This window comes from Flavobacterium luteolum (assembly GCF_027111275.1).
Taxonomy (GTDB): Bacteria; Bacteroidota; Bacteroidia; order Flavobacteriales; family Flavobacteriaceae; genus Flavobacterium; species Flavobacterium luteolum.
In genome coordinates this window covers 5303198-5328944 of sequence record NZ_CP114286.1, presented here as the reverse complement: position 1 = coordinate 5328944, position 25747 = coordinate 5303198, and the positions used below count along the sequence as shown (strand labels likewise).

At 33.7% G+C, this 25747-nt stretch carries 18 protein-coding genes; 13 read left to right on the top strand and 5 right to left on the bottom strand.

The window, feature by feature from the left end; genetic code table 11:
* A complete protein-coding gene (locus tag OZP10_RS22595; RefSeq protein ID WP_432419410.1) occupies positions 1–1638 on the top strand; it encodes a ribonucleoside-diphosphate reductase subunit alpha in 1638 nt (545 codons plus the stop codon).
* A 194-nt stretch (positions 1639–1832) separates the two neighbouring features.
* On the opposite strand, the gene OZP10_RS22590 is transcribed toward OZP10_RS22595, so the two are convergent.
* Positions 1833–2405, bottom strand: coding sequence for a Crp/Fnr family transcriptional regulator (locus tag OZP10_RS22590; protein WP_281632905.1), 573 nt, complete (start codon positions 2403–2405; stop codon positions 1833–1835).
* Entirely contained in the window at positions 2406–3068 is a 663-nt protein-coding gene (ribB, locus tag OZP10_RS22585) for a 3,4-dihydroxy-2-butanone-4-phosphate synthase (protein WP_281632904.1), read from the bottom strand. It abuts the gene before it with no gap.
* Between the two features lie 164 nt (positions 3069–3232).
* Here ribB and OZP10_RS22580 point away from each other — a divergent pair, with 164 nt between their 5' ends.
* A complete protein-coding gene (locus OZP10_RS22580; protein WP_281632903.1) occupies positions 3233–4837 on the top strand; it encodes a Na+/H+ antiporter in 1605 nt (534 codons plus the stop codon).
* 81 nt (positions 4838–4918) lie between these two features.
* Here the strand turns inward: OZP10_RS22580 and OZP10_RS22575 are convergent, their stop codons facing one another.
* Together OZP10_RS22575 and OZP10_RS22570 are read right to left on the bottom strand one after the other, a co-directional pair.
* Positions 4919–6691 carry a MutS-related protein gene (locus OZP10_RS22575; RefSeq protein ID WP_281632902.1) on the bottom strand — a complete coding sequence of 591 codons (1773 nt, stop codon included), beginning with the start codon at positions 6689–6691 and terminating at the stop codon, positions 4919–4921.
* Positions 6692–6753: 62 nt separating this feature from the next.
* Complete coding sequence (locus tag OZP10_RS22570) at positions 6754–7587, bottom strand: universal stress protein (protein ID WP_281632901.1); 834 nt, start codon at positions 7585–7587, stop codon at positions 6754–6756.
* 181 nt (positions 7588–7768) lie between these two features.
* Between OZP10_RS22570 and mnmE the strand changes: the two genes are divergently transcribed.
* The 10 genes from mnmE to ppk1 all read left to right on the top strand — a co-directional run bounded on the left by mnmE (position 7769) and on the right by ppk1 (position 23149).
* A complete protein-coding gene (mnmE, locus tag OZP10_RS22565) occupies positions 7769–9169 on the top strand; it encodes a tRNA uridine-5-carboxymethylaminomethyl(34) synthesis GTPase MnmE (protein ID WP_281632900.1) in 1401 nt (466 codons plus the stop codon).
* A gap of 365 nt (positions 9170–9534) precedes the next feature.
* Positions 9535–11286 carry an alkaline phosphatase D family protein gene (locus OZP10_RS22560; protein ID WP_281632899.1) on the top strand — a complete coding sequence of 584 codons (1752 nt, stop codon included), beginning with the start codon at positions 9535–9537 and terminating at the stop codon, positions 11284–11286.
* 174 nt (positions 11287–11460) lie between these two features.
* Entirely contained in the window at positions 11461–12048 is a 588-nt protein-coding gene (locus OZP10_RS22555; RefSeq protein WP_281632898.1) for an RNA polymerase sigma factor, read from the top strand.
* A 90-nt stretch (positions 12049–12138) separates the two neighbouring features.
* Complete coding sequence (locus OZP10_RS22550; RefSeq protein WP_281632897.1) at positions 12139–13062, top strand: FecR family protein; 924 nt, start codon at positions 12139–12141, stop codon at positions 13060–13062.
* A 147-nt stretch (positions 13063–13209) separates the two neighbouring features.
* On the top strand, positions 13210–16584 hold the full coding sequence (locus OZP10_RS22545; RefSeq protein WP_281632896.1) for a SusC/RagA family TonB-linked outer membrane protein: 3375 nt from the start codon (positions 13210–13212) through the stop codon (positions 16582–16584).
* A 7-nt stretch (positions 16585–16591) separates the two neighbouring features.
* Complete coding sequence (locus OZP10_RS22540) at positions 16592–18025, top strand: SusD/RagB family nutrient-binding outer membrane lipoprotein (protein WP_281632895.1); 1434 nt, start codon at positions 16592–16594, stop codon at positions 18023–18025.
* A gap of 11 nt (positions 18026–18036) precedes the next feature.
* Positions 18037–19611 (top strand): calcineurin-like phosphoesterase family protein, encoded by a 1575-nt coding sequence (locus OZP10_RS22535; protein ID WP_281632894.1) that lies wholly within the window; start codon positions 18037–18039, stop codon positions 19609–19611.
* A gap of 1 nt (position 19612) precedes the next feature.
* Positions 19613–20521, top strand: a complete 909-nt coding sequence (locus tag OZP10_RS22530; RefSeq protein WP_281632893.1) for a glycerophosphodiester phosphodiesterase family protein — start codon at positions 19613–19615, stop codon at positions 20519–20521.
* Positions 20522–20566: 45 nt separating this feature from the next.
* A complete protein-coding gene (locus tag OZP10_RS22525) occupies positions 20567–20860 on the top strand; it encodes a hypothetical protein (protein WP_281632892.1) in 294 nt (97 codons plus the stop codon).
* Positions 20861–21127: 267 nt separating this feature from the next.
* Positions 21128–23149, top strand: a complete 2022-nt coding sequence (gene ppk1 / locus OZP10_RS22520; protein WP_281632891.1) for a polyphosphate kinase 1 — start codon at positions 21128–21130, stop codon at positions 23147–23149.
* Positions 23150–23423: 274 nt separating this feature from the next.
* Here the strand turns inward: ppk1 and OZP10_RS22515 are convergent, their stop codons facing one another.
* Entirely contained in the window at positions 23424–24014 is a 591-nt protein-coding gene (locus OZP10_RS22515; RefSeq protein ID WP_281632890.1) for a tetratricopeptide repeat protein, read from the bottom strand.
* Positions 24015–24606: 592 nt separating this feature from the next.
* Here OZP10_RS22515 and OZP10_RS22510 point away from each other — a divergent pair.
* Positions 24607–25722, top strand: a complete 1116-nt coding sequence (locus tag OZP10_RS22510) for a helix-turn-helix domain-containing protein (protein WP_281632889.1) — start codon at positions 24607–24609, stop codon at positions 25720–25722.
* Positions 25723–25747: the final 25 nt, after the last annotated feature.

Sequence of the window (25747 nt, the reverse complement as noted above, 5' to 3'; positions counted from 1 at the left end):
ATGTGGTGGAAAAATTCTGAAAGTGAACAGATTTTAAATCGTGGCTATCTTTTAAAAGGAGAAACTGTAGAAGGGGCAATCGATAGAATTTGTACCGCTGCAGCGAAAAGGCTGTACAAACCAGAATTGAAAGAATCTTTCATGGAAATGATCGAAAGAGGTTGGATGAGCATAAGTTCGCCAGTTTGGGCCAATATGGGAACAGAAAGAGGTTTGCCGATTTCTTGTTTTAATGTTCATGTTCCAGACAAGATTGAAGGAATTACACATAAACTGGGTGAAGTAATTATGCAGACTAAAATTGGTGGAGGAACTTCTGGTTATTTTGGTGAATTACGCGAACGCGGAAGTGCTGTAACTGATAACGGAAAGAGTAGTGGAGCAGTAAGTTTCATGAAGCTTTTTGATACGGCAATGGACACGATTTCTCAAGGTGGAGTTCGTCGTGGTGCATTTGCAGCTTATTTAGATATTGACCATCCAGATATTGAAGAGTTTTTGAAAATTAAAAGCATTGGAAATCCGATTCAGAATTTGTTTACCGGAATCTGTGTGCCAGATTATTGGATGCAGGAAATGATTGATGGTGATGGCGAGAAAAGACAGATTTGGGCAAAAGTATTAGAAAGCCGTCAGCAAAAAGGTTTGCCTTATATTTTCTTTAGTGATAACGTAAATAAAAATAAGCCGCAAGTTTATAAAGATCAGAATCTAAGAATCAACGCAAGTAATTTATGCAGTGAGATTATGCTTCCGTCTACGCATGATGAATCATTTATCTGCTGTTTATCTTCTATGAACTTAGAATTATATGAAGAATGGAAAGATACTGAAGCGGTAAAATTGGCGATCTTTTTCTTAGATGCTGTTTTACAGGAATTTATTGAAAAAACTGAAGGTAACTATTATCTTTCTGCAGCGAATAAATTTGCTAAAAGACACCGTGCACTTGGTTTAGGAGTTTTAGGATGGCATTCTTATTTGCAGAAAAATATGATTCCGTTTGAAGGAATGGAAGCTAAAATGAAAACAACGGAGATTTTCAAACATATTAGCGATAAAGCAGATAAAGCTAGTCAAGAATTGGCTAGAATTTATGGTGAACCAGAATTGCTAAAAGGTTACGGAAGACGTAATACAACCACAATGGCAATTGCGCCAACAACTTCATCTTCTGCAATTTTAGGGCAAACTTCACCAGGAATCGAACCTTTTAGCAGTAACTATTATAAAGCAGGATTGAGTAAAGGTAACTTTATGCGTAAAAACAAATACCTTAAAAAATTGCTTGAAGAAAAAGGGCTAGACAACGAAGAAGTTTGGAGAGGAATAATGCTAAACGGAGGAAGTGTGCAGCACATGGAACAGCTGACACAAACTGAAAAAGATGTTTTTAAAACGTTTAAAGAAATTAGCCAGTTAGAAATTGTACAGCAAGCAGGAATTCGTCAGAAATTTGTTGATCAAGGACAAAGTTTAAATCTTAATATTCCAGCAGAATTGGCAATCAAAGATGTAAACCGTTTGATGATTGAAGCTTGGCAACAAGGAGTGAAAAGTTTATATTACCAAAGAAGCCAAAGTGTTTCGAAAGAATTGGTAACTAGTCTTGTTTCTTGCAGTAGTTGTGAATCATAAAAATCATAAAGCCGAATCTAAATTTAGATTCGGCTTTTTTTATTTGTACTACTTGTCATTCCGAGGAACGAGGAATCACACGCGAAAATCCACAAAGATTTTCCATATAGTTTTGTCATGTCGACGAAGGAGACCCGAGCAATAGCGAATTGGCGAAGCACATTTCCGCAAGTAACTCCGCAATCAAACTAAACTTAAACCTTAGACTTCAATCTACTCAAAGTTTCTTGAGAAATATTAATATAAGAAGCCACAATTTTATTCGGTAATCTTTTTACAATCGCAGGATTTATTTTCAAAAGTTGATTGTATCTTTCCAAAGCATCCATTGTGGTAAATGACATTAAACGATTGGCATTATTTACATACGCTTTCTCAAGATAATTACTGTAGAACTCACGCCATTGCGGAATAATTTTCATTAAATGATTAAAATCTTCGTGAGAAATAGAAAGCAATTCCGATTTCTCCACAACCTGAATATTTTCTAACGCTGGCATTTTGGTGATAAAACTAACTAAAGCTGTTGCAAATTGATTTTCGAAAGCAATATATCTCGTAGCATCTTTTCCTTCTTCATTAATAAAAAAGATTCTCAAACAGCCTTTTGCAACAAAAAATGTTTCTTGACTTATTTGACCTTGAGCCAGCAAAATCTCATTTTTTCCTTTTTTGATGAGTTTAAAATAGGAAAGAATGGTTTCTAAATCTTCATCAGAAACGTTAATGCTTTTTCGAATAGAATTGCCAAGCTGTTCGTATATCATTTAGTTATAATCTCTAACGAATTTGCGGTAGTAAATAATATCTTCGATTGATAAAACCACTAAGTCGTGTTCTTGTGCAAAGCTAACAATTTTGTCTAGTTTTGCCATGCTTCCGTCTTCGTTCATCAATTCGCAAAGAACAGCTTCTGGTTGTAAGCCAGCCAATTTCATTAAATCGACACTTCCTTCGGTGTGACCGTTTCTTCCTAGGACGCCTTTGTTGTTTGCTCTAAGAGGAAAAATATGCCCAGGTTTTGCTAAATCTTCTGGTTTTGCGTTTGCTGCAATAGCTGTTTTGATAGTTGTAACGCGATCTTGTGCAGAAACTCCAGTTGTAACTCCGTTTCTGGCTTCAATTGTTATCGTGAAAGGAGTCTGAAAACTGCTTGTGTTTTCTTTTACCATGTATGGAAGTTCCAATTCATCAGCTTTTTCATTCGTAAGGCAAAGGCAGACAATGCCGCTGCATTCGCGAATCATTAGTGCCATATCCTGAACAGTTATGTGTTGTGCAGAAAATATAAGATCACCCTCATTTTCTCGGTTTTCATCATCGGTTACCAAAACGCCTTTTCCGTTTTTAAGCTGTTGCAAAGCATTTTCTACACGTTCTTTACTCGAAATTCCAAATTGTATTAACGGACTTAATTCTGTACTTGTCATAAAACCTTTTTAGAAATAATAAGAAGCAAATCTAAAGTTGTTTAAAGCCAAAAAGTTTGACATAAGTCAATAAATTGGTATTCTATTTTTTTAATTTAGTTGTCATAAAATCTTAATTTAGTACCCAAATTCCATAAATCAAAATCTAATCAAAACCATCTCAAATGGATAATATTACCGTAATCATAATGCTGCTTTTCGGTGTGGCTTTTCTTAGCCTTGTTAGTAAAAGATATAATTTTCCGATTCCTATTGTTTTGGTTTTATGTGGCGTTGTTATTAGTGTTGTTCCTGGACTTCCTGTAATTGCTTTGAGTCCAGAAATTGTATTTATTATATTTTTGCCGCCTCTTTTGTATCATGCAGCATGGCATACAAGCTGGTCAGATTTTAAGCAGTCCATACGTCCGATAACTTTTGCAGCTGTGGGTTTGGTTTTTTTTACAACAGGACTTGTTGCTGTTTCAGCACATTGGCTTATTGATGATATGTCTTGGCCGTTAGCTTTTTTGCTTGGTGCTATTGTTTCTCCTCCCGATGCTGTTTCGGCAACGGCCATTACAAAAGGGTTAGGGCTTAATCCGAGGTTAATTGCGATCCTAGAAGGAGAAAGTTTAGTAAACGATGCAAGTGGTCTGGTTGCCTATAAATATGCGCTTACGGCAATCACAGCAGGAAATTTTGTTTTGTGGCAGGCAGGATTGAATTTTGTATTAATGTCGGTTCTGGGTATAGCAATAGGTTTGGCTGTTGGTTATATTATGTATTATATCCATAAAAGATTTGTTTGTGATGATATTATCGAAGTAACACTTACATTATTGACGCCATTTGCATCGTATCTTCTGGCCGAACATTTTGAAGGTTCTGGAGTTTTGGCTGTGGTAACAACAGGTCTTTTTTTGGCAGCAAGATCAGGAACTATTTTTTCGCATGAAAGCCGAATTATGACGAATACAATTTGGGATGTTTTAAATAACATTCTGAACGGTTTAATCTTTATTTTAATTGGACTTCAGTTAAGGCAAATCATTGCAGGAATAAGTAATTATTCTGGCAGTTCGTTGTTCATTTGGGGAGCAGTTATAAGTATTGTAGTGATTTTAGTTCGTTTTTTATGGGTTATTCCCGCTACAATTCTTCCTCGGGTAATTAGTAAAAAGATTCGAGAAAAAGAACAATTTGATTATCGAAACATGATCATTTTCGGATGGTCGGGAATGCGAGGTGTGGTTTCTATGGCTGCGGCTTTGGCACTTCCGTTAATGTTGAATAAAACAGAAGAATTTCCGCTTCGAAATCTAATTATATACTTAGTTTTCTGTGTTATTCTGTCGACTTTGGTTATACAAGGTCTTACGCTTCCATGGTTGATTAAGAAACTAAAAATTGAACGTTATTCGATACTTGCCGAAGAATATAACATTCGAAATGTTATTGTTTCAGAAACGATCGCACATATAGAAGATAATTTTTCTTTACTGAATGATGAGTTGCTTCATAATATTAAAAGCAAATACGAAGTAAAATTCAACCGTTTGCAAAAGACAGAACTTCCAGCTAATTTCTTCGGAAATGGAAAACTTCTTGGCGGTGAAATTTTCAATGATTTCACTAAAATCCAAATTGATCTATTGAATGTAGAACGAGCAAAATTAGAATCGATGCATAAATTTGGTTCTGTCAATGAAGAAATCTTCCGCAAAATAGAAAAAGAACTCGATTTGGAAGAAACCCGTTTGTGGATGGAAATGTACGAGGAAAATTAATTGTTAATTGTAAATGGTGAATTGTGAATGTCTTCTTTGCGTACAGAAAATAATTAATAATTCACCATTTACAATTAACAATTAAATAACCCCCATTTTCTGCATTAAGAATGTTGCGCTTTTGTTTTTACAGATTCCGTTTCGGAGTTTGTAATCAAAATGTAAATCGTTGTTTTGGATCTCAACTTCGAAACATTGATTGGTTAAAATTTCAGGATATTCATTTGTAGTTAGACAAACTTCTATGTCGTGAGTTGCGATTGCACCAATTGCTTTTTTAGAAATTATTTTCTTCACTACTTCAATTGTTCCGTTTCTTTTATCGTCTGAATTTGTTCCTCTTAAAATCTCATCTAATAAAACAAAAGCAGGCTGATTTTCAAGCGCATCCATGATCTGTTTTAAACGTTTGATTTCAGCAAAGAAATATGACTCAGAATCTGATAAAGAATCGGATAATCGCATTGAAACTAATACTGGAAGTGGATGAACTTTAGCTTCTGATGCACAAATAACTGAACCAATTCCGCTCAATACCATATTGATTCCTAAACTTCTTAAAAATGTACTTTTCCCAGACATATTAGATCCGGTCAAAATCACAAAAGATTGTGGATGAAATTGAGTGTCATTTCCAACTCTTGTCGCGGGGTTCAATAACGGATGGCTTAGATTTTTAAACTCGATTTTATAATCAGAATTGATTTCAGGAAAAACGAAATCTTCATTGTTGTAAGCTAGATTAGCTAGACTATTTAACGCTTCAATTTCGCCAATTATAGAAACCCAATGATTCATTTCTGACGCATAATCTTCTTTCCATTTTAAAAGTGCCTTTAAAACATGCAGATTAAATAAGAATGTTCCGTTAAATAAAGTAGCTGTTACAAAGTTATTTATCGTATCCATTCTTGAAAATAACTCAGAAAGCTGTTTTAAATGTTGACTCGCTTTTGCATTCTTAAAGTTAAGCTGTTCTTGTAAGCGAATTAGTTTCTTAGATTGGAAAGATTCATGTTCAATTTTTTCAATCAATAAACTGTATTGCTTTATGATGTTGGCGACATTATCAGCTTTTGCTATTTCCGATTGAATTCTCTTTACGGCTCTTCCTAAAACAATTAAATTGGCAATAAAAACATACGTTAAATAAGAAAGTATAATGGTTTTAGATGTAATAAAGTACGTAGCCAGAAATCCAAAAAATGTTACTGGAAGAATAAATGATAATGCTACTAAAACTTTAGGTAATGAGTTGTTTGTAAAAGAAGTCCAATGTTTTATCGCTTCATAAGATTGTTTGGAATCTTGACTTAAGATTGCTAAAGCCTGAAATTCCTGTCTCCAATCAATTTTAGTTTTCAATTCGTTTATTGCTTGCTGATTTTCTAAAATTTCAGTTTCAGGCAGCGTGTGCAGCAATAACTCCGCAAGTGTTTTTTTTCCGATAAAAGAAGCTGTTCTGTTTAGGTTTTGAAATAAAGAATGATCTCCAAAAATATCCAAATCGTAAGCATACGGATGTTGAAAATCGATAAATTCAGCTCCATTTTCAAAAGGTGTTTTTTCTCTTTTTAGAAAAGCAATTTCGTTCTGATTAATTTTTAAAAGTGTTTCTGCAAGCAATCTTTGAAATGACACTCTCGAGTGTATTCTCATAAAAAAAATAAAACCAGCAAAAGATAAAACAGCTAGAGTAACATAAAGTATTTGATCTGTCTTGATGTAATAAAACATAAAAAACAAGAAAAGGAAAATACTTAATAGTCTCAAAAGACTTATGCTGTTGTATTTTTTGTTGGTTTTATTATAGAGTTCTGAGTATTTTGTAACGTTGTCTGGATATGCTTTCATTCTATTATTTTGGTTGAAATACAAATATAGCTTTTAAGTCACAAAATCATCACTATTGCTATTTAATCTTCATGCATAACCAAAATTGGAATGGTTACTTCTTTGGCAATCTTTTTTGAAAAACTTGAATCAAATAGACTTTCAAAGAATGAGCGTTTATGTGTAATTGTGGTTAAAACATCAATGTCTTTGTAAAGAATAAAGTCAAGAATGGTTTCTTTGACGTCATCACTTGGTAAAACTAAAAATTCTACATTTTCTTCAGAGAATTCTTTTTCCCATTCTTTTCGAGTTTCTTCTGAAACATCAGAATTAGAAGTTTTAACGTATAAGCTTTTTACTTTAGCACCGGTTTTTTTAGCGATTTTCAGAATTTTTTTCAGTTCTTTTTTATCTTTTTCACGGTAGCGCGTCGTAAAGCCAATAGTTTTTACTTTTCTGTATTTTGCATCGATAGGAATACACAGAACAGGAACTTCAACTCCAGAAATGACAGATTCGGTATTAGAACCTGTAAAGAATTTAGTCCAGTCAGAAGCGCTGTTGGTTCCCATAATTACAAAATCGACTTGATCTTCTTCTACGGCATTTTTTAGGTTGTAGATAAGATCACCATCCATTAAACGGTGTTTGATTACAATATCTTCTAATTTACGTTCGGCCGCAATTTGACGCAGTTTCGGAATTTCATCTTTAAACATTTCAAATTTTGCCAATTCGATAGAACTGTATATAGAAGCATAATTCTCTGGAAAGAATTGGCTATCGTAAACGGGAATCTCGAATGTATGAAGTAAGATTAATTCGGCGTTTACCACTTTAGCAAATTCTAAAGCATGGACAAATGCATTGGTAGCAGCATCAGAGAAATCGGTTGGAAATAATATCTTTTTCATAGTACTTAAGATTAAGGTTTGTCTCTCAAATTTACTCATTCTGCGAAGAAAACAACCTGATATTTATCAGTATTTTAACAATTAATGATTTATTAATCTCAATTAATTTGAAGATTTCTTGTTTGAATGGAGTTGCATTAACGCAGAAAAGAATTTGAGCGTTTTTTTATACCTTTGCAGCATGATAAATCAAGATTCTATAGTTGCTTTGGCTACGCCTTCGGGAGCTGGAGCTATCGCCATAATTCGTATTTCTGGAGCCGAAGCCATTACAATTGGCAATTCGGTATTTAAATCTATTAAGAACAAAGATTTAACGAAACAAAAAACGCATACACTTCATTTAGGGCATATTGTAGACGGGAGTAAAACATTAGATGAAGTTTTGGTTTCGGTATTTAAAGGTCCGAACTCTTATACAGGAGAAGATACGATTGAAATTTCTTGTCACGGATCAACGTATATTCAGCAGCAGATTATTCAATTATTGCTTCGAAATGGCTGTAGAATGGCCGATGCCGGTGAATTTACATTAAGAGCTTTCTTAAATGGAAAACTGGATTTATCGCAGGCAGAAGCAGTAGCAGATTTGATTTCGTCAGACAACGAAGCTTCTCACCAAATCGCGATGCAGCAAATGCGTGGCGGATTCAGTAATGAAATTGCGAAACTAAGAGAAGAGCTTTTAAATTTTGCTTCTTTAATTGAATTGGAATTGGATTTTGCAGAAGAAGATGTTGAATTTGCAGACCGAACACAATTTCATGAATTATTAAATAGAATTGAATTTGTTTTAAAACGTTTAATTGATTCGTTTGCCGTTGGAAATGTAATTAAAAATGGAATTCCAGTTGCGATCGTAGGTGAACCAAATGTAGGGAAATCGACTTTATTGAATGCTTTATTGAACGAAGAACGTGCAATTGTTTCTGATATTGCTGGAACTACACGCGATACCATTGAAGACGAATTAGTAATTGGTGGTATTGGATTTAGATTTATTGATACTGCAGGAATTCGTGATACAAAAGACGTTGTAGAAAGTATCGGAATCAAGAAAACCTTCGAAAAAATAGAACAGGCTCAAGTTGTAATTTATTTGTTTGACGGATTAAAGTTCCAGACATCAAGCTCTGAATTTGTAAATGAAATTGAACAGATCAAAAATAAATATCCATTAAAACCGCTGCTTATTGTAGTAAACAAAAAAGATATTCTATCTGCTGATGAAGTAGCTAATATTACCAATCAGTTAGAGAATTTAAATGCAAAACTATTATTGATTTCTGCGAAAGAAAAAATAGGAGTAGAGGATTTAAAAAATGAATTATTATCTTTTGTAAATACCGGAGCGCTTCGTAATAATGAAACGATTGTCACCAATACAAGACATTATGATTCGTTATTAAAAGCTTTAGATGAAATTCAGAAAGTAAAATTTGGTTTAGAATCTGGCCTTTCAAGTGATCTAATGGCGCTTGATATTCGCGAAGCTTTATACCAATTTGGACTGATTACAGGACAAGTTTCTAATGATGAATTATTGGGGAATATTTTTGCGAATTTCTGCATCGGGAAATAGAGGGCGCAAAGAAACACAAAATAAAAATAAATAAAAGGGCTAAAATGTTAATTATTAATATTTTATAATATTTTAGCTATTTTTTTATTCAATTGTTTTTTGGAATATTTAGGTGATGTTTTGTTCTTAATTTGTACCATATCCTTCATAAGTTATTATTTTTAATGCTTTTCTCTAGGTGTAAGATTATCATATATGATTTTGATTATATTTCATTTTTGTAGTAATGTAAATATATTAAATATATACTTTTAAGAGCTTCGCAAAGCAATATTTATATAGTAAATGTATTGTTAATATAATTTTAAAAGTACCGTAACTTCAATTCTGATAATAGATTGTTTTTTTGATATAAAATTTTTTTTATGGAAAACAACAATGATTTTAGCAGAAGAAGGTTTCTTAGAAATTCTTTATTGGCAGCTGGTGGGATTTTCATCGCACCTCTTATTGAAAGCTGCAGTGATGATGATAAAACCGATAATAGCGGTGCGCCAGTCGGAATGAAAAATGAAGGGTTCGAAACAGGAGTAGCTAGTTTTGATCCAACAGAGACAGGTGTGATTATCTGGACAAGATATTCCGCAGGTTCAGATGCTGAAATTACTTGGGAGATTAGCAAAGATGTCACATTTTCTGAAGTAACCAGAAAAGGTCAGGCAAATGCTTCGTCTGCAAATGATTTTACAATAGCTGTAGATGTTCAGAATATTACCTCTAATACAAAATACTATTACAGATTTTACAATGCTAAAACCAAACAGGTAACCGTTACAGGAGAAACGCGCACTCTGCCATCGAAAACAGATTTAGTTAATGATGTGAAAATGGCTGTTGTCTCCTGTTCTAATTTTCCAGCAGGACTTTTTAATGTATATGGCGCAATTGCTTCTTCTGACGCAGATGTTGTTGTTCACCTTGGAGATTATATCTACGAATATGCTCCGGGACAGTACGGGACAAATCCTTTTACGAATCCGCTTGGCAGAGAACACAAACCAGCTAGAGAAATTACAAGTCTTACCGATTATAGAGAACGTTACAGACAATACAGAGGAGATAAAAACTTGCAGCTTCTTCATCAGAAAAAGCCTTTTATCTGTGTTTGGGATGATCATGAGTTTGCGAATGATGCCTACAAATCGGGTGCAGAAAACCACCAGTCTTCTGAGGGAGATTTTCAAATGAGAAAAATGGCAGCATTTCAAGCCTACAGTGAATATATCCCTCTTAAAACAGGAAAAGATCTTAGAATCTATAGAAGTTTTAATTTTGGAAATATTCTTTCGCTTTATATGATGGATACAAGAGTTATTGCAAGAGATAAACAGATGAGCTATGCTGATTATATTGATAATGGAGGTAATTTCGACCAGACAAAATTCAGAACAGATCTTTTAAGCACAAGCAGAAAATTAATTGGAAATGAGCAGATGGTATGGCTGGGGTCACAAATTAATACAGATACTGCAAAATGGAAAGTGTTAGGTCAGCAGATTTTAATGACGAAAATGATGATCCCAGCAGAATTATTAATGTTGCTTAATCAGATTCTGGCAGAAGTGGATAAGTTAGGAAGCGCACAGCCAGCTACTATGCAGGCACTAATTAATGCAATTTCTGCACTCGTTGCTCTTAAAATGAGACATCAGCAAAATGATCCTTCATTAACAGCACAGGAAATAGCAAGAATTACAACTACTTTACCTTATAATCTAGATGCTTGGGATGGTTATTTTGCAGAAAGAGAACAGCTTTACGCCATGCTTTCAGGGAAAAATGTTGTAGTGTTGGCGGGAGATACTCATAATGCCTGGATGGGAAAATTGACCGATATGCAGGGGAAATTTATAGGAACTGAAATAGCATGCAGTTCTGTTTCTTCTCCAGGATTGGAAGCTTATCTTGGAATTACATCCGACCCTTCAAAAGCGATTGAATTGGCGCAGGCCTTTTCAGTATTGATAGATGATTTGGAATATGCTAATTTATATAAACGAGGATATACCTATTTAAAATTTACAGCGTCTGGTTCTGAAGTGGAATGGCGATTTGTAGACAGTGTAACAACTGAAACGACCAATACCATTACTGAAAAAAAATACATTATTGCATAGTAAGTTTTTTGAGTGGTAAAGGCACTTTTTTTAAAATACAAAATAATAGATTAAAATAAAACGGAAATGGAGTGATCTTGTTCCGTTTTTTTATGAAGTTGATTTAACACAAAGTTAAATTAGTTTCTTAGGTATTTTTTATCAGTTCCTTTTCATTTGCTTTTTTAATCTCTCATGGAAAAAGATCTTTTGAAAATGTCCGACGATGAGCTTCAGAAATTAATTTTTGAAGGAAGCGATGCTGCGTTTTCAATTATTTTTAACCGATATTGGAAAAAGCTTTATTCTTATGCATTTAAAATCTATAAAGATGAAGCAATCTGCGAAGATATCGTTCAAGAAATCTTTATAAGTTTATGGAAAAATGCCTCGAGTTCTGTAATCTTAAATCTTGAAGCTTACCTTTTTAGAGCTGTCAAATATAAGATTGCGAATCAAATTAGAAATCTGAAATTTGACCAGCAGCATATCGAAATATTAGAGAGTATTCCAGATCCAAATCTAACTATAAACGATTTGGAATATATTGATTTAGAGAAAAACATCAATGATCAGATCAATAAGTTAACCCCAAAATGCAGAGAGGTTTTTCTCCTCAGCCGGATGGATCATTTTACAAATGCTGAAATTGCGGCAAAACTCAATTTATCAATTCACACTGTAGAGAAACATATCAGCAATGCTCTTAAGCAGCTTCGTCTTAATAGCACATCTTATAATTATCTTCTTTTTTACTGGGCAGCGTTCTTTTATGTTAACTAAAAAAACACTGGTTTTAAGAAAACGTTAAGCCTGCATTTTTGACTACTTGTTCGATTCAAAAAATGTGACTTGTCTATAAAAGCACATATTTTGAAAAAAGAAATCTTTTTGCAATTAGCAAAAAAATACGAAGAAGGTACCTGCACGCCTGAAGAAAAAATAGTAGTTGAATCATTTTTTGATAAGATGCAGGAACAATCGTCAGACATAGAATTATCTGATGCAAAAGGTGATGTAATTTTAAATAAGATCTTTTTAGAATTACAGGTAAAACCAAAAAAATATACTATACGAAAAATGTTGAAAATCGCAGCGGTTTTCGTTATCGGACTTTCGATTGCATTTTCTGCGGCTAAGTTCATTTTCCAGCCTGCAGCAATTACTCAAATTACGGCTAAAGGAGAAAAGAAAGAGATTTTCCTTGAAGACGGAAGTGTCATTGTACTTAATTCAAACAGTAGCATTACTTATCCCGAAGAATTTGAAACCACGAGAAATATTAAATTGGTTGGGCAGGCTTATTTTAAAGTTTTTCGAGATGTAAAACGCCCTTTTATTGTACAAACACACGACGTAAAAGTGAGAGTGCTCGGAACTTCATTCGATATTAATTCTTATAACCATCAAGACACCAAAGTAAGCGTTATCAGCGGGAAAGTGGAAGTCAGCTCACCTACTGGAAAAAAAGTGCAGATTACCAAAAATCAGCAGGCCGATTTGATAAAGAATTCAGATTTACAGATTTCTACAGAAAACAGCGAAGATAAAATCGCCTGGATTAGTAATACCATAATGCTTAAAAACACCAAGCTTTCTGAAACCGTTAAAATTATTGAGAATTGGTACAATGTTGATATTGCAATTGAAGATCCAGAATTAAACAATCTTACCATTTCTGGTAAGTTTAAGGATGAAAAATTGGAGAATGTATTGGAAAGTATTGCCTATTTAAAACAGCTGAAAATAAATTACACAACTAAAAACCATATCACTATAAGAAAAAAGACACCTTAAAAAAAAACAAAAAAACAAACCCGCCTCCGGTGCAACGGAAACGGGCGATTTTAAAAGACTAAAAATAAAATTTATAGCCTAATAGTAATGAATACGAAACTACAATTTTTTTTCAATAAGTATATAAAGATGAAAAATCTTTACTTAATGATTTTATTAATTTTTTCCTTTAAAGGATTTGCCTTAGGACAGGGCAAAGATGTGCAGATAAGCCTTAACCTAAAAGATGCCGCAATTACTGAGTTTTTCAACGCGGTCGAACAAAAAACCTCTTTTACTTTTGTTTTCGACGAAAAAATAACCGGAACATCTCAGCGCATTTCAATCTATGCAGAAAAAGAAAGTCTTGACGGAGTGCTTGCAAAAGTATCCGCAAAAACGGGACTTTTTTTTAAAAAACTGAATAACACTATTACAGTTACCAAAAATTTCCGTGCTCAAATGAATGTACGAGGGAAAGTTCTGGACGAAAGCGGTATGCCAATGCCGGGAGTTACTATTCTCGAAAAAGGTACAAAAACCAATACAATGACAGATATGGAGGGAAATTTCAGCTTTGCTGTAAACTCTTCGGCTGTTTTGGTTATTTCCTATATGGGATATGTAACTCAGGAAGTTGCTGCAAATGCTAACCCGCTTACCATAATAATGAAACCAAGTACAAGTGAATTGAATGAAGTTGTGGTAACCGCTTTGGGAATTAAAAGAGAAGAAAAACGTTTAGGATTCTCACAGCAGACTATCAAATCTGATAATTTATCGCAGGGAAGACCAAACAACTGGTCGTCTGGATTAAAAGGAAAAGTGGCAGGTTTGAGCATTACTTCTACAGGTTCTGGCCCGTTAAACTCACAGCAGATTACGCTGAGAGGAAACAGATCTTTAAGTCCAAAAGGGAATTATGCGTTGATTGTTGTAGATGGAGTTCCAGTAAATGCAGAGATGACAACTTCTGGTTCAAGCAGTGCTTATATGGGGGAAGATTCTCCAATTGATTACGGAAACGGAATTTCTGATCTTAATCTAGATGATATCGATGAAGTTACAGTTTTAAAAGGTGCAGGTGCAACTGCACTTTATGGAAGCCGTGCGGCAAATGGAGCCTTAATTATTACGACAAAATCTGGAAAGAAAAATAAAGGTTTAGGAATTTCTTTAAACACAGGAGCAACATTTGATGTGATCCAAAGATGGCCCGATTATCAATATAGTTACGGACAGGGAACAGGAAATTCGCCAGATGCTTCAGGCAACCAATATTACTCTTATGGAAATTCTGCAGACGGAACTTCAACCAGCGGAACCAGCAGTGCTTGGGGACCCGCTTTTACAGGGCAGAATTTTTACCAATATGATCCTGCTGTTCAAGGACAATCAGCACAGAGATTGCCTTGGCAGTCTTACAGAGACAATCGAAAAGATTTCTGGAGAACAGGTGTGACTTTAAATAATAATATTTCTATTCAGGGTGGAGATAACAAAGGATCGATGCGTCTTTCTGTTGGAAACCAGAAGAATGAATGGATAATGCCAAACACTGGTTTTGATAGAGTAACAGCAGCTGTGAATGCCAATTATCAGGTATCCGACAGAATTAAATTAGGAACTGCGATTAATTACAATACAAGAAATAGTGATAATTTACCTTCTACAGGTTATAACAATGGTTCTATCGCGTATTTTATGATTTTTCAGCAGCCAAATATCGATTTGGACTGGTATCGTCCAATTTGGGTAAAAGGCAAAGAGCAAATTGAGCAGTTGCATCCATTTAGTTCTTTTATAGATAATCCGTATTTGATTGCTTATGAGGCTACGAATACATTAGACAGCGACCAGATTGTAGGTAATATTTTTGCTAACATTACTTTGTCGTCTAATCTGGAATTAATGCTTCGTTCTTCTATGAATACTTACAATCAGACAAGAGAGCAAAAAAGGCCTTACAGCATCAACAGATATGCAAAAGGATTCTACGAAAGACAAGATGTTTTCAAACAAGAAATCAACTCAGATTTTCTTCTTTCGTATAAAAAAGACTTTGGCAATAAATTCTCTCTTGCCGCTTCAGCCGGAGGAAATGCCATGAGTTATAAATACAGAAGGACAGAAGCCGAAGTAACAGGTTTAGTTGTACCGGGAGTTTACAAACTTTCAAATGGGTCGAGCGCACCAATTTTAACCTTAGGCGATGCTTACAAAAAAATGAGCAGTTTGTATGGTTTGGTATCTATGTCTTATGCAGATATGCTTTTTGTTGATATTACAGGAAGAAATGACTGGACAAGTACGCTTCCGGTTGAAAACAATTCATTCTTTTATCCATCGATTAATACAAGTGCCGTTATTTCTGAAATGGTTTCACTTCCTAAATCAATAGATTTCTTAAAGTACAGACTTTCATTTGCTCAGGTAGGAAATGATACAGAGCCATATAAAACTCAGAAATATTACGGACAAAGTGCTTTTCCAAGTTCTGCGCAAACTTTAACCGTTTTATATAACGATCATTTTAAACCTGAAATCACGACAAGTTTTGAAACAGGTTTCGAAATCAGAATGTTTAAAAACCGACTTACAGCAGACGCTACGGTTTATGAAAGTGTGACCAAAAACCAAATTATCGATATTCCGATGGACTTCTCAACAGGTTATAGCGGAGCGGTTTTGAATGGAGGAAAAGTGAGAAATCGAGGAATTGAACTTACGTTTGGCGGAAAAATTATTGACGGTGAAAAATTCAAATGGAATTCAACTGTAAACTGGTCACGCAACTGGAATAAAGTAATGGAACTTCCTGAAGGAATCGATGGCCAGCAAATTATTGGTACAGGAGGAACAGCTTCAATCATTGCAAAAGTTGGTGGAACAACAAGCGCGATTTACGGTTTCGGATTTGTACGCTCTCCTGATGGCCAGATCGTTTACGATAATGCAGGTCTTCCAGCATATCCTGAGGAGATTCAATATATCGGAGATGCAAGTCCAAAATGGAAAGCAGGTTGGGTTAATAGTTTTTCAATCGGAAACTTTACTATGAATGTAACGTTAGACGGTCAGTACGGAGGAATTATTTATTCACAGACGCATCACAAGCTTTCTGAACAGGGAAAACTAAATTCAAATAGTATGGGTAGAGAAACTGGCTTTATCATTGGTGAAGGTGTGGTTCAGAATGCAGATGGTTCTTATTCTCCAAATACAAAAGAAGTAAAAACGGCAGATTGGTATACTCGTTATTACAGAAGAGCCAACATCGAATCCAACTCTTTTGATGCCTCTTTTGGAAAACTTCGCGAAATCAGCCTTCAATATAACATGCCAAAAAGATGGCTTAAAAATACAGGACTTCAGTCGGTTCAGTTTTCACTTTTCGGAAGAGATTTAGCAACCGTTTCAGATTTTCCAATTTATGATCCTGAGACAGCAGCATTAAACGGAGATACCATTTTACCAGGTATCGAAATGGGACAGATGCCGTCTCCAGCCACTTACGGTTTCAATTTAAGTTTGACTTTATAATAAGACAATGAAAAAGATAAAAATTACAGCAATACTATTACTGCTTACAGGACTTGCTATTTCCTGCACAGGAGGTTATGAAGAACTAAATGAGAATCCTAATCTTATTACCGAAATAAGTCCGGGTACTTTAATCAACCCAATTATTTACGGAATTGCTTCTCAAAACGCAACTCAGAGCGTAGATGTCACTTTCAATCTAATGCAGGTTTCACTTCCTTTTCCGAGTATCTCGGGAGGTTTGCATCGTTATGATGTAAGCAATAATATTGGAAACTCCGCATGGAATAATTATTACAAATGGCTTAACAATATTAGAGAAATGCGAATGGCTTCTGTAAAAGCAGGAGACGGCAATTATGAAGCAGTGGCGTTAACATTAAATGCGTTAGTGTATGCTAATCTTACCGATCTTTTTGGGCCAGTTCCGATGATTGATGCTGCGCGTGGAGAAGATGGAATTTTATATCCAAAGTATGATACGCAGGAGTTTATCTATGAAACGATTTTAGCTGATTTAGAAAGAGCTAATACTTTGTATGATACAAGCAAAGCCATGATTTATACAGAAGATATTTTGTTTCAAAACAATGTCCTGAAATGGAAGAAATTCACCAATTCTCTTAAAATGAGATTATTGCTAAGAGTTTCAAACAGAACAGAAACGGGAGCTTTTGCAAAACTGGCTTATATGGCTGATCATCCTGAAGTGTATCCAGTTTTTACTAATACTTCCGAAAGTGCAATTTTGAAAATAACGGGCGTATCTCCAAATGTTTCTCCGTGGGGAAGACCGCAGGATTTCAATCTTAACATCAAAATGGCTTCTTTCTTTATCGATAATTTGAACACGCTTGAAGACCCAAGAAGAGCGATAATTGCAACTGGTGCGACAGCTTTGGTTACCAATGCGCCAATCGGATTTAAAGGAATTACAAGTGCTTATGCAGGTTCAGATTCTCAGTTCAAATATAATGCTTCAACACTTTTGAATACGCAGGTACAAAATCCAATGCAGATTTTTCTTTTAACGTATGCCGAGGTTGAATTTATTAAAGCAGAATTAGCGCAAAGAGGTCTTATCACTGATGCCGCAGGACATTATGAAAAAGGAGTAAGAGCAGGAATCGAACAATTAAAAGCAACAACTCCAACTACTTACTTTAGCAAACCGGAAGCGCAGTACAATGGAACTTTAGAGAGAATCATGCTGCAGAAATATTACGCTTTATACTTTACAGATTATCAGCAATGGTTTGAATACCGTAGAACAGGATTGCCAGTTTTGCCAACAACATCAGCAATGTTAAATAATGGGATTATGCCTTCTAGATTCACTTATCCAGACAATCAACAGATTAAAAATACCGAAAACTATCACAAAGCAGTTGAAATGGTTGGAGGCGATAATATCAATACGAAAGTTTGGTGGGATAAATAAAATTTTAAAAAATGAAAAAGACATTTATATACAGCGCAATGTTGTTTTGCGGAGTTTTAACAGCACAGACAAGCGTAAAAGGAGTCGTATTTGAAGATTTGAATCAAAACGGTAAAAAGGAAAAAAAAGAAAAAGGAATTGCAAATGTTGCTGTAACCAACGGCCGTGAAGTAGTCTTAACTGATAAAAAAGGAAACTACGAATTGCCATTGCAAAGTGATGCTATAATTGCCGTAATCAAACCTTCTGGTTATAAAATTCAGGTTAATAAGGATAACCTGCCTCAGTTTTTCTATAACCATAAACCTTCGGGTTCTCCTAAAGGTAAGTTTGAAGGAGTTGCCCCAACAGGAAAATTACCGGAATCTGTAGATTTTGGATTGCTTCCACAAAAGGAAACAAATGATTTTACAGCACTTGTTTTCGGAGATCCCCAGCCGTATAATCTGGAAGAAGTTGATTTTTTCGCAAGAGGAATTGTTGCCGAGGTTGAAGGCATTAAAAACATTCCCTTTGGATTAAGCATGGGAGATTTGGTTGGAAATGACCTTAGTTTATTCAACCCATACATTCAGGCAGTAAAGAAAGTTGGAATTCCGTGGTACAATCTTTTAGGAAATCATGATTTGAATTTTGATGCCAAAGAAGATAATCTGTCAGATGAAACATACGAAGCTCATTTTGGTCCAGCCAATTATGCTTTTAATTACGGAAAAGTGCATTTTATTGTTTTGGATGATGTTTTGTATCCAGATCCAAGAGACCATGAAGGCTATTGGGGCGGATTTACAGAAGAGCAAATGCAGTTTATAGAAAATGATCTTAAAACGGTTCCAAAGGAAAATTTGATTGTATTGGCTTTTCATATTCCGATAAGTGAACCAGACAGCAAAGACGATTCTTTTAGAGATGAAGACCGTCAAAAGCTATTTGAACTGTTGAAAGATTTCCCAAATACGCTTTCACTTTCTGCTCATACACATATGCAGAGACAGGATTTTTTGGAAAAGAAAGATGGCTGGCTGCAGGAAACTCCACATCATCATTACAATATCGGAACCACATCGGGTGATTGGTATTCCGGTAAACTGGATGAGAAAGGAATTCCGATTTCGGTTATGAGAGACGGAACTCCAAAAGGATATGCTTTCATTCATTTTAACGGAAATAAATATACTGTTGATTATAAAGTAGCAGGAAAACCAGAAAATTATCAGATGAAAGTTTTCGCTCCAAAAGTGGTTGCTAAAGCAAAACGCACAAAATCTGGAGTATTTGCCAATTTTTTCATGGGAAGCAAAAAAGACAAAGTGATGTACCGCGTAGATCAGGGAGAATGGAAAGAAATGGAATATGTAGAAGTTCAAGATCCATCTTATGTAGAATTGGTTTACGAGTGGGAATTGTCTGAGGTGCTTATGCCAGGAAAACGTTCTTCAGATCCTGAAAAAAGTACGCATGTTTGGAGAGGAAATATTCCTTCTGATCTTGCTATTGGAGAACATGCTATTGAAATTAAAGCTACGGATATGTTTGGTAAAACACATTCGGCAAATACCACTTACAGAATTGATAAAGTGAAATAAAATGACAAAATTCAAAAGGATAATTTGTGTCTTAATTGGTGTAGCAGCAATATATTCCTGTGGAAGCCAAAAGACAGTTACAGCAAAAAGAACAATAGAAGTTCAAGGGCATCGAGGTGATCGAGGCAATTTTCCTGAGAATTCTATTTCTGCTTTTTTAAGTGCTGTAAAAAAAGGTGCAGATGTGGTAGAATTGGATGTTGTAATTTCTAAAGACCAAAAAGTGGTCGTTTCTCATGAGCCTTTTATGTCTTCGCAATATATGCTTGATAGCGAAGGGAAGCCAATTGCAAAGGACAAAGAAAAGAGTTTTAACCTATACGAAATGACGTATGACAGCATTAGAAAATTTGACGGCGGTTCAAGAGGAAATAGTTCTTTTCCGATGCAGCAGAAACAAAAAACGTATAAGCCTTTATTGTCAGAAGTAATAGATAGTGTTGAAGGATTTATTGCCAAAAGTAATTTAAAACCAGTCCGATACAATATCGAAATCAAATCTGAAAAATCAGATTATGGCAAAAGACAGCCAGAACCAGAAGCTTTTACAGATTTGGTAATGAAAATCATTAAAGAAAAAGGTATTGAACGAAAGATCAACATTCAATCTTTTGATCCAACTGTTTTAAATGTGATGCACAAAAGATATCCAAAAACAAAAATAGCCTATTTGGTTGGAGAAGGCAGCGTAGCTAAAAATCTCTCTTTGCTTGATTTTAAACCAGAAATTTACAGTCCGCATTATAAATTACTGAACCAAACTGCGGTTGATTCACTTCGATTGATGAAGATTAAAATCATTCCGTGGACTGTTAATGATGACAAAGCAATTGACAATATGATACAGCTTAAGGTAGATGGAATTATTACAGACTATCCTGAAAAAGTATTGCAGAAATTAACTTTGTAAAAACACTATTTTTTGAATAATTAATTTAATAAAGGAAATTTAAGAATGAATGGAATAAGTTCCAGAGAGCACCGGATTATTGCAATGGCTTTCGATAAATTTGAAGTTATGTCTGCTGTATTTTCTTATGCGTTAGGAGAATCACAGGAATCTGAAATCCGGGAAGAAATGGAATCGCTGCAAGAGTTGTATGATAAATATAATAAGCTTTACAGCGAACTCGAAAAATGTATTAAAGAATATGAAGGAAAGAAAAAAAGAGTCCGAACGGTCATAAACAAAGGGAACCGAAAATTGCTTTCTGAACTGCAAAAAAATCCGCCTTTATTGAATTTTTAGTTCTGATTATTCATGCTCATTATAGCTGCAAACCCTTCAAGTGTAAACTTGAAGGGTTTTGTCGTTGCATTTTTTTAGATTTCTTAAGCAACACTTAATGTTTAATATAAATAATATCAGAAATAACCCAAGTAATAAAAGATGATGTTAGCAATAGATTATTTTTTGGTTAATTGCCTGGTTTTGTAGTAAAATAGAGCTATAATAATGACATAAATTCACGAAGTTAGTAGTAGTAATTCAGTTTTAATCCTCAAAATATAAAGCGTGCATAATCATCTAACTCCTTCAGAAATCTCTTGGCTTTCTTTCAATAACTGTATTTTGGATGAAGCTGAAGACTTAAATAATGCAGTATATGACCGAATCAAATTTTTGGCCATCCATTCTTCTAATCTGGATGAGTTTTTCAGGGTCAAAATAAATAAACTGCAGAAAAAGAAGACTAAGAAAAACAGTGATCTTTTAGAAGATGTTTTAAAGGAAGTAAATCGACAGCAAAATAGATTTGGAAAAATATGGAGCTATTCCATTTTGACTGAATTGGCTTTAAATGATATCATATATTACGAGTATCAGGAATTGCTGCCTGTGCATTTAACGGAGATTGAGTATTACTTTAAAAGTATTATTCTGTCCTATATTCAGGTTGTTTATATCACTTTAAATCATCCCAAAACATATTTTCTAAATAACCGAAGTTTATATTTTTTGGTAAAATTAAAAGACAGCAAAGGCAATTACAATTTTGCTTATTTGAATATTCCTTCAGATAAGCTGGATCGTTTTAAGCAGTTAGAAAGTATAGAAAACAGACATTATGTTATTTCAATCGATACGATAATCAGAAATTGTTTATCGTTGATATTTCCTGCGGATAAAATTATTTCGTGTAATGCCATAAAATTAAATCGAGATGAAAATTATTTAATTGAAGATGAAACTTCAGGTGATTTAATAGCTAAAATTGAAGCAAAAGTGGAAGAACGCAAGAAAGGTTCTGCCACAAGATTTTTATATGATTCCAATATGGATGCAGATTCTTTTTCGATCTGTAAAAAAGCCTTTAAACTTTATAAAAGTGAAATGATAAAAGGAGGGAGTCATCATAATTTTTTCGATTTATTCAAATTTCCGAATCCTCTTAAACCAAAGCTTCAGGGAAAGTATTACCCAAATCTTCCGCATTTGCCTTTTGAAAATAACACTTCAATTTTTGATGTTATAAAAAAACAAAACCAATTACTTCATTTTCCTTATCAATCGTATTATTATGTGCTTCAGTTTTTTAATCAGGCAGCGATAAATAAAAATGTTACGGAAATTAAAATTACGCTCTATCGTATTTCTTCTCAATCTTTAATTGCAAATGCTTTAATCAGTGCTGCGAAGAATGGAAAAAAAGTAACTGTTTTTGTTGAGGTAAAAGCGCGTTTTGATGAACATAATAATTTATACTGGTCTAAAGAAATGAAAAATGCCGGTATTAAAATCATTCAAAGTCTTCCTAATTTAAAAGTGCATGCTAAAGCAGCTATGATTACGATGAAAGACAAATATGGCAATAAAAAGAATTATGCCTATTTGTCAACAGGAAATTTTAATGAAAGTACAGCAAATATTTATTCAGATTTTGGTTTTTTTACGGCAGAAACAGCCTATACCAATGATTTGAAAAAGATTTTTACTTTTTTAAAAACCAAGAAAAAAGGAACTGAACCAAAGCATATTTTAGCCGCTGGTTTTAATATGAAGGAAAAATTATTGGAATTAATTGATATCGAAATAAAAAATAAAAAAGCAGATAAACCGGCGTCGGTATTTTTAAAAGTTAACGGACTAGATGAAAAGGATATTATTGATAAACTTATTGAAGCCGATAAAGCTGGTGTTGAAGTTACATTAATAGTCCGCGGAATATGTACGCTTTTGCCAGGAATTAAAAAAGTCTCTGAAAATATAAAAATCTACCGCATTGTCGATATGTTTTTAGAGCATTCCAGAATCTATAAATTCGCCAATAACGGACAAGAAAAAGTCTATTTATCGTCTGCAGACATGTTAAGTCGAAATTTAAACAGAAGGATAGAAGTGGCATTTCCAATATACGATGAAAAATATATTGAAGAAATAAATAAAATAATTCAACTGCAGTTGGAAGATAATACCAAAAGAAGAATAATAAACAGCGAAGGATTGAATGAATTAGAAATTGATGATCATGAAAATCCAAGACGTGCGCAGACTGAAATTTACGATTGGCTTGAAGAAACCAATAGAACATCCTAAATTATTTTGAAAATTCTGATCTCAATGATCATACTTTTTTGTGATGATCTTGTCAAAATCATCCAATATTAAATTAATATATCAGAATGCTGTAAGAGATATCGCTAAGATGTGTTTAATTTTTCATTTTATTAATAATTAAAATGATTATCACTTTTAAAGAATTGTTTTTGTAGATTCTTCTTTAAAATTTTTTAAACAGCAATAAAGATATTTTAAAGAGATAACAGCTATTGCGCCAAGAGAATATATCAACTCGCTTAATTCTGAAGCATTAGCTTCCTAATAGAATTTTGCTGTTTTTTGTGGTTTTTAATCTTCGGGTTCGTGGTCTGATTTTTTTTATCTGAAGTAAAGATTCATTAATCAGATTTTTTATTTCGGAGTAAGAAATATTGTGGAGAGAAGCTATCGTGCTTTTTACACTTTCGACATATTTTCGGGTGGTTATTAACTCTGTTTCTAGATTCTTTAAAATGTTGTTTTCTATATTTTTATGTTTTTTATAATAATAGATGCAGCTTTGAAGATCTTCAACCTGGCCACTGATATCAGAAATCGCATTTTTAGAAATTGCACGACTGTAGTAATTGGAAAACTCTAAAGGATTGTCTTCAATAACCTTATCAAAATCTTCTATTGCCTTATAATGAAAGTTTAGTTTTTGAAAACATTTTGCCCTTAATTGATATAGTCCACTGTCAAATCCCTTATTTAAGGCATTATCCAAATGAAACAAAGCTTCATCAAACTGATTGGATAAAAACAGTTGTGTTCCTTTTTCTAAATCAATAGAGTCCTGTTTGATACTTGTCTCCAAAGCTTTGCTCTTAAATGGCAGACCTAAATTGAGAAACCATTTCATAATTTTTAATATTTATGAGGTTGATTTTTTGGAAATATAAATTCCGAATAAAGAAAAGGGATGTTAAAGTTAACAAAAAAATGATATATACTATACTGTGTTAATAACTTGTTAGTGAGTTGATTAAAATAGCTTTGGGTAGTCTAAGTTCTTTTTTTACTATATGAAATGAAGAAGTGCATATTTTTTGCAGTCTTTTTATTTGTACCCCATTTGTATCTTTTGTTAATGCAACTCTTTTAAATTCTGAAAAGTTAATTTCTGGAACTATTTCACATTGATAAAGAAGAAAATATTATTTAAGATGAGATCAGGATTCGAACCTTATCGCTGAAGTGCTGTCTAAGCTAGATGAAGTAGAAAAGTAGTTCTAATTCATGTCAAAATTTATAATAATTGATTTCTTCATGCTATAATCTTAAATTTTTAGTCACAAAAAAGTATCAAATCCATTTTTAAATAATTTTAATAGTGCAATTTGCAAAGGAAGATCATTTAGGACTATATTTGACAACGTCAAAACCTGTTTTTTAGAAGAATAAAAAATCGGAATTCTAATAAATGGTTTTAAGTAAACTTTTTTACGCATAAAATGCTTCAACAAAAATTACAGAATTGGCTAAACCAATTTAAGCAGTACTTTTTTACGTACAGCAATGGTTTCTATCATCTTCCTTATAGCAGTAAATCTCCGCAGGATCTGGTCGAGAGTCTTGCCAACTACCCGTTTATGAAACATAATCGAGTAAAGCAGAGTGTTTATGCTAATACGCCATTTTGTTCAGGAGGTTTTAACTATCAAAAATTAGAAGAAGGCCTTTGGGTTATTTATTCTAAAATGAGATATAAAACTAATGTTGCCTTTGATCTTATTTATGATAATCCTCAGGAATTGAAAATTGAGGATGAAGGCTATTATATGCTTAGTCTTAATAATGTTACAACTCGTGTAGTAGCTGATATGAAAATCTGTGAAAAACAATTATGTTTTGCAAATTACAGTTGGACATTCTTTAAGCCAAAAGAACGCAATTGTGATGTTAATTTTAAAGGTGCAAATAATAAATACATCACTCTGTATTTTAGTGAAGAATGGCTGCAAAAAAATCTTGTTCAAAATAGTTTGTTCTCTGAAGCCGGATTAAATGATTTTATAGCATCTGATACACCTTATATTGCTTGGCCGCTTGATGAAGAGGAAGAGGTATTGAAAAATTTTGGCTTGTTTGATGAAGTTATGAATATGAATAATGAATCAACTCATATCGATTTTCTCCAGTTTAAACTTTATACTTTGAATCTTATTTTTGATTTCTTGAAAATTTGCAAGAAACAAGAAGTGATTAAAAGACATTCTGTCATTGACTATAATGATAAATTTAGTATCAATAAAGTCGAAAACTATTTAATAGGTAATTTATTTGACAAATTTCCTGGAATTGATTTTTTGGCTGAAAAATTTAAGATTTCTGAAAGCAAACTCAAATCAGATTTTAAGCAGTTTTTTGGAAAACCCATTTATAAATATTTTCAGGAAAAACAGATGATCTTAGCCAAAGAACTTATTATAGAAAACAAACTTCTCATAAAGGAAATTTCATATAAGTTTGGTTACGAAAACACCAGTAAATTTAGTACCGCTTTTAAAAAACATCATGGTGTTCTGCCGTCTGAACTTCAAAAACAAGAATTAGAAGTAGTTCTATAAACTTCTTTTTTGCTTTGATTATATA